This is a genomic window from Lactobacillus jensenii DSM 20557, assembly GCF_001436455.1.
GTDB lineage: Bacteria > Bacillota > Bacilli > Lactobacillales > Lactobacillaceae > Lactobacillus > Lactobacillus jensenii.
In genome coordinates, this window is the sequence record NZ_AYYU01000037.1 from 1 (window position 1) to 6,551 (window position 6,551).

9 protein-coding genes are annotated in these 6,551 nt (G+C 29.9%); all 9 read right to left on the reverse strand.

The window, feature by feature from the left end:
* Positions 1-59 precede the first annotated feature (59 nt).
* Complete coding sequence (locus tag FC45_RS07045) at positions 60-455, reverse strand: type II toxin-antitoxin system HicB family antitoxin (RefSeq protein WP_006585532.1); 396 nt, start codon at positions 453-455, stop codon at positions 60-62.
* 78 nt (positions 456-533) lie between these two features.
* Entirely contained in the window at positions 534-674 is a 141-nt protein-coding gene (locus FC45_RS07050) for a type II toxin-antitoxin system HicA family toxin (protein WP_006587828.1), read from the reverse strand.
* Between the two features lie 455 nt (positions 675-1,129).
* Entirely contained in the window at positions 1,130-1,636 is a 507-nt protein-coding gene (locus FC45_RS07055) for a restriction endonuclease subunit S domain-containing protein (RefSeq protein WP_006585530.1), read from the reverse strand.
* A 146-nt stretch (positions 1,637-1,782) separates the two neighbouring features.
* Positions 1,783-3,492: a type I restriction-modification system subunit M gene (locus FC45_RS07060; RefSeq protein ID WP_006587829.1), complete on the reverse strand. Its 1,710-nt coding sequence runs from the start codon at positions 3,490-3,492 to the stop codon at positions 1,783-1,785.
* Between the two features lie 514 nt (positions 3,493-4,006).
* The gene (locus FC45_RS07065; protein ID WP_006587830.1) at positions 4,007-4,441 is read right to left on the reverse strand and encodes a hypothetical protein; all 435 of its coding nucleotides are present in this window, start codon (positions 4,439-4,441) and stop codon (positions 4,007-4,009) included.
* Positions 4,425-4,901, reverse strand: a complete 477-nt coding sequence (locus FC45_RS07070; RefSeq protein WP_006587831.1) for a Panacea domain-containing protein — start codon at positions 4,899-4,901, stop codon at positions 4,425-4,427. The genes FC45_RS07065 and FC45_RS07070 overlap by 17 nt, the downstream gene beginning before the upstream one ends.
* A 650-nt stretch (positions 4,902-5,551) precedes the next feature.
* Complete coding sequence (locus tag FC45_RS07965; protein WP_006585526.1) at positions 5,552-5,719, reverse strand: DUF6440 family protein; 168 nt, start codon at positions 5,717-5,719, stop codon at positions 5,552-5,554.
* Between the two features lie 20 nt (positions 5,720-5,739).
* Positions 5,740-6,018 (reverse strand): type II toxin-antitoxin system mRNA interferase toxin, RelE/StbE family, encoded by a 279-nt coding sequence (locus FC45_RS07075; RefSeq protein WP_006587563.1) that lies wholly within the window; start codon positions 6,016-6,018, stop codon positions 5,740-5,742.
* On the reverse strand, positions 6,008-6,268 hold the full coding sequence (locus FC45_RS07080) for a type II toxin-antitoxin system RelB/DinJ family antitoxin (RefSeq protein ID WP_006585524.1): 261 nt from the start codon (positions 6,266-6,268) through the stop codon (positions 6,008-6,010). The genes FC45_RS07075 and FC45_RS07080 overlap by 11 nt, the downstream gene beginning before the upstream one ends.
* Positions 6,269-6,551 lie beyond the last annotated feature (283 nt).

Below are 6,551 nucleotides of genomic sequence, written 5' to 3' on the forward strand. Positions count from 1 at the left end.
GCAGTCAAGATTTTCTTGACTGCTTTTTGTTGCTACTAAAAGTAGAGTAATATTTCTAACTAGGCTTCTTGTAGATCATATAATGCTTCAGTAGCAACCTTTGAAACATTAATTTTATTTTTCTTTGCCCAATCATTTAAATCAGCAGGAATAGAGATGTTTCTTCTAACGGTTTTACCATATTTATTGAGCCATCTAGTCATGTTTACTGATACCCAAGAGGTTTGTTGTCCTTTGTCTAAAGTCCATTCTCTGGGATCTTGAACTTCAGGACGCTCTGGATCATTTGCTAACATCGTTGCTAATGCATCTTTAGCATTCTCTAAAGCTTCAGGGATAGTTTCACCATCTGTGACCATTCCTTGAATATTAGGAGATGTAACCACATAGTAATGCCCTGATTCATCGTTATATTCAGTTAAGATTACTGGATAAGTAGCTATATCTTGTTTCATGAATACTTAGATATGCCAAAGCAAGCGGGCATTTCCTAATCCCGTTTGCTTAAGCCGGCTTCTTTTAAAATTTGGTTTTCAGTGCCTTTTCTTAATTCTTTCGCATGCATTGGAATCTGTTTCAGGATTATAAAAAGATCTATGTCCACCACTCTTAGGTTCTTCAACAAAGCCATGTTTTAAAAGAAACCTTACCATTTTGGCTGGCTTCCAAGGCATGTCTTTCCTCCTCTCATAATTTATAAATATATTATACACAATATTTTTGTGTATTAGCAATAAAACTAATAAAAAATCATCTTTTTGATGAAGTAAGATGATTTAAATGGTATTACAATACTGCCAAAAATATTCTTTTAATATTAAGGCATGTTTAAAAGTAAAGAAAAAGCCTAGAAGATGCGGTACATTGCAGCTTTCTAGGCTTTATTCTAGTGCAGGTCAGAAATTTCGCAAACCTAATTCATAACAAAGAGGTATCCTTTACGGAAACTTTTTGTAAGTGTGCCGATTGGCAACACATTTGCCTGCGTTGGGATAGTAGCACTAAGCTAATTTACCAACCTGACTATTGAATGTAATTACGTTCATTCTCAGAAGTAATTATAGCATGAATTAGCTATCTAATAAAGCAGTCAAGATTTGTTTTGGCTGCTTTTTCTATAATGCTAAAATTATTCGTTACCGAATAATTTTGAATATTCATTCCAGAATTTACAACGAGTACTATACATTTCATAGATTTGATTTGAAAGATTTGATAGCTCCCTTTTGTTGCTAATATCAATTCTAATGTCACGCCATCTATCACCAATATTTGGGAGAGTTGTATCCATTAAAATCAAATTGTTTAACTGCTTTCTTACACCTTGACTATTTAAGAGTCCTAATAAGTTAAACGGCGTGATGCCAAGATCATTGTTAAGTACCCTTAATACTAGGATTTCTCTTGTTAAAATGGAATGTAGATCTTTTTTATAAAGAATACCCACGTCTCCAATTCTATAACTACCTCTTCTTACAAAAACGATATCTTTTTCTTTAAGAGTCTTTTCCGGAGAGTAAAGTCTCTCATATTCTTTATCGGGAATATCATCTAATCTATTATGGGCAATTTCTAAATTAACAATATCTTTTACTCTAATATATGGGTTAGTTCCTAAACCTTTTAAGTAACTCAATGGTGATCCATGACCATCAAAACTCTTAATAATATTATTGTCGCAGAGCTCACCTAAGGTAATTTGTTTGGAACTACTATTAATCTCAAAATAAGGTCGTGCTACAAGGATATCTTTTTCTTTTATTTTTGAAAAAGGTATTTTTTTTAATTTGAAGAAGAATTATTTCTCAAAGAATTAACGATGCTTGGAATCTTATCGGCAATTTCATCAGTAAAAGAAAAGGTATGAGGATCAAACTTATACTTAGCTTTTCCGGTATGATCATGTCCTATTTCGTCTATTTTTATTCCTGTAACAAACTCTTGTTGCCTTTCTCCTTTTCGCAAAAATATAATATCTGTTTTAGCATTATTATAGGGTCTAAAGGTATCATGAGGCAGATCAATTATGTGGGTAATATTATTTTTATAGAAAAGTTTTTCTCTAACTTGGCGTGCTTTTGGAGCATGAAAGACTGTTTCTGGAAGAATAACGCCAAGTATTCCTCCTTTTTCTAAATATCTTAAAGACATTTCTATAAAAGCCAATTCAATTTTATTGCCAAATTCAAAATTCTCTTTAGTTTCTGTAGATAATTTAATATCTTTGCCGAATGGTGGATTAGTCAAAATTATATTGAATTTTTTATCTTTTATTTTTGCTTGCGTGGCAATTTTCCAATTTTTTTCTTTTAAGGAGTCTTCTACAAATATGCCTGCTCTTCCATCGCCTAAAACAGCCATAAATGCTTTGGAAATTTTTGCTAAAAACGAGTCTTTTTCAATTCCAAATAAATTGTTAGTGGCATATTGCTGCTCTTTATCTTTTTTTGCATCGTCGCGCATTTTAGTTTGCTGTATTTGATTCCAGACATGGAACATGCTCGTGGTTAGAAAGCCAGCTGTACCGCTAGCTGGATCAAAAACTGTAGTAGATTCAGTCGGGTTAGCAATTTCTACCATTAAGCGAGCAACATTTTCGGGCGTAAAAAATTGTCCCTGTGATCCTTTAGTAGCATAGGAGATGATACTTTCAAATGCCTCCGAAATAACATTACGGTTAGAATTCATTAAAGAATAATGCTGCAACTGGGCAACGACTTTTATTAAGACATCATCGTCCAATGTTATTTCATCGTCTTTCGTAAAAACATCATTCCAGCGATTTTTTGCTTCATTATAGAGTTGCTTAATTGTTTCTGCTGTCTTTTTGGGATTATCTTCAACTACTCTAAATTTTACGTAAGTGTCTTCTGCATATTTTTCATCATATAGCTTAGTAATAATTATCATAGATAACTGTTCTAAAATGATCTCATCGCGCGTTGTACCAGTTGAATTAGCGGCTAAAAAGCCACGTAAATTTTTAAATATAACTTTTAAATTGCTCGTGGGCTTTAAATCGGAATATTTAATTTGTTCATTAATAGAATTAAATCCATATTTAGGAACATCTGAAATTTCTTCAAATTTAGGGGTGCCGTCTTTAAAGTACTTTTTGAAATAAGCAATTGTTTGACCATTTTCATTGTGGCCGTTATACCAAATGCCATAAGCAACATCACGTTCAAAAGTCATATAATCTTTGAGTTGATCTTTTCCTAAATTATAGTTATCTTTCTTAGTTTCAATAAAAATTTTTGGCTTTTTATTTTTTAAATCTTTCTTTCCTTCAAATACGGCGACGTCAACTGGAACTGATCGTTTAACGTCTGATGGACTTTTCTTTACGCCAAATTCTTTTACCATTAATGATAGAGGATAATTATAATCTTCATGAAGAATCTTAATGATACCTTGTCTATTAATTTCTTCTGGGGTTTTAAAAATTTGTTTTCCAGTTATAAGATCCTTGATATATTCTTTATGCGCCAATTAAGCCACCGCCTTTCTGATTTTGGCGGTGAAATAAACAATTCTTAAAGGTCTCAAAAATAACAAGTTGTTGACATTATGACTGCGCCCTACATAATCAGATAGATAGATAGATAGATACCATACTTTTTATTCTTTCCTCAAATTGACTTAATTTAAAATATACATTTCAATATATTGATAGACTGCCTATTTTGTCAATGATACATTAAAAAATCTATGGTATATTACATATATTATTTAAATAATATCGATTTTGTTAATAATGGCTAACATGCTCTTGCTCTTTACAGTTAACAGTTAAAGGTATAATTTACCGATACCTAAAGTTACTAGCATTTTAGATCATTTTCCTTTTTGTAATGTTATTTTAGTAGTATTTGATTATTTTGTTCATTCGATTAAATAGGCTTGCAATAATGCTTGCCTATTATTTATTATAGCATTCTTACGCTTTTGGAATAGCATCAAGAAAATATTATAAGAAAAAAGCCAGCTTATGCTGACTTCTAAATTAATGTTTATATAAATCAAATTTAGGATCAACAGCGAGAATATAAAAAATATTATCACTTATTTTTCCAATTACGCGACCTTTTTTGCTTAATCTAAAGACCCAATAATCATCATCACATTCATCGTATCTGCCAGAAGTTTTAAATTCTTGCTTAATTCTAAGTTTTACTTGGTCTTCTGGCATTAACTCTAATCCTTGTTCTTTTGAACGATTCAAAATAAGTATTTTATCTTCCTCAGATAAAGTAGCTATTTTTTCTAAAAGCTTTAATCTTATTTTGTTATTTACATTTTTATTATTCTTCTTTAAATTATACTGCGTCGTATTTGTTAAAAAAGAAAAGTTAAAAGCAAGTCTAGAGGTATGATGCCTAATCTCTTGTCTTTTAGGGAAATTATGATTAGAAAAATTTTGGCTACTTGTTATCTTCATTAATTACAAAAACATCCTTGAAATAGCTCTTTATTTTGTCGTCACTAATAACCTCACTCTGCTTTGTCTCTTTCCAAGGTTTTTCGCTATGAGTTTGACGCATTAAATCATAGGCGGAACTATGACCATATATATCATAAATACTATTTAAAATGTCAGCAGTTTGACTATCACTCTGTAATTCACGATAGTCATTTAAAGACTGATTATCAACATAACCTACAATGCCACGTTGATGAATATATTTATTATGAACAGATTCAACAGCAGGGCCATATCTCCATGCAACAATGTCATCTTTGAACATTCTATGACCAGTTACAACTAAACTTGCGGCTTGAATATAATACAGTAATTTCATAGCCTTCATTTGCGTTAATTCTTCTGCATTTGGATTGGCTTGTAAATCAGCATTATTTCTAACTCGTAGCCAATTGACTATTTTAAAAACGTCATACATAATGCTTCCTCCATTAAAATTTCTTATCTTGGCTTAACATTTTATTACTTTTAATATACACAAATATTAAATATTTGTGTATTCTGTCCTATTACATCCTATCATAAGCTTTCATTTGTTTATATATCGGTTGATGAAAAATTATAAAGATTTAATCTTCATGTCCATGCTAAGCTTTATAACTATAAAGATACTATTTGCTTATGACAAAAAATGATAAGATCATATTATTATCACAGCATATAAATAATATTATAATCATATTTAAATCTGATTGATTTTTTAAAAGCATACTATTGCAATAATATAGTTATATTATCTTTATCTAGATATTAATATTATACAAAAGGTATAAGGATAGGATTTTTGTACAAAGAAAAAGCCTAAAAAGCTTTATACTATGCAGCTTTTTAGGCTTTATTCTGTTATAGGTATCCTTTATGGAAACTTTTGGTAAGTGTGCTAAATTAGCTATTTGATAAAGCAGTCCATCTAGGCTGTTTTTTGATGCTATTCAACGTAGTTAGAATTATAATACTTTTTATATTACGCTAAGCAAGATAATTGTAATAGTTTAGCATTATTTTAATAATATCAAAGCAATATAACATATAGAATAAAATATATATTTATTAGAATAAAATATATATTTATTGATTAACATCAAAATAATTTAAAGGTTTACCAAATTTGTCAAGGCGTGGAGTAATAGATATGCTCGGACCATAGGATAGAACAATATATTCTACGCCAGTCTCTTCATCGTAAGCAACATTATAGTTTATAGTCGGGTTGTGCAGATCATTTAACCTTTTCATGTATCAATGCAATCCTTTCCTTAATATTTTTTTCTTTTTAAGTCGTCATGATTACCGGTATCAATCAAGATCAAGATCAATTCTCCAGTATTTTTATCAAAAGTATATTCTAGAAGCCAGTCATTTTGAATATGTAGTTCATAATAGTTAGTTAACTTATGTGCTTTATGTTTTTTTAATAATTTTTTATCTCTAGTTACTATTGCAGTTACGCATTCGTCTAATAATTGAAGGTTATAGTGCTTCTTTTTTAATTTTTTTAGGGATTTTTTGTATAAAGGCGTAAATTTAATTCTCATCCAGTGAATAGAGATCCTTTCTAAAATCTTCTAAAGAATCATATTCACCTGCATATTCATGATTTTTAACTTGTTCTAATGCTTTATCCAATTCACTTCTACCAACACTTGGAGTAAAAGGTAATTTTCCGTGTTGATTTATATATATAAAATACATCTTAGTAGCTGTAGTCATGTCTAATCCCATTTTTTCCAAATTAGACTTTGTTTCCTCTTTTAACTTGTTATCAATACCTAAAGTTACCGGCATTTTACATCATCCTCCTTTATGTTTTACGTACATTATATATTAAATATACTAATAAAGCAATATAATATGATAAAATCATATGTATGATATAAAGTCTACAGAGCGTAATTTTTTTGCATTAAGTCAGATCACAATAATATTTTAATATTATTTATTAAGTTCAAATATATTGTCACAAAATTACGGCAATCGCATTCAAAATAATATTATTATATTGTAACTATCATGCTATAGTCTGATTATAAGATAAAGAAAAAGCCTAAAAAGCTTGATACTATGCAGC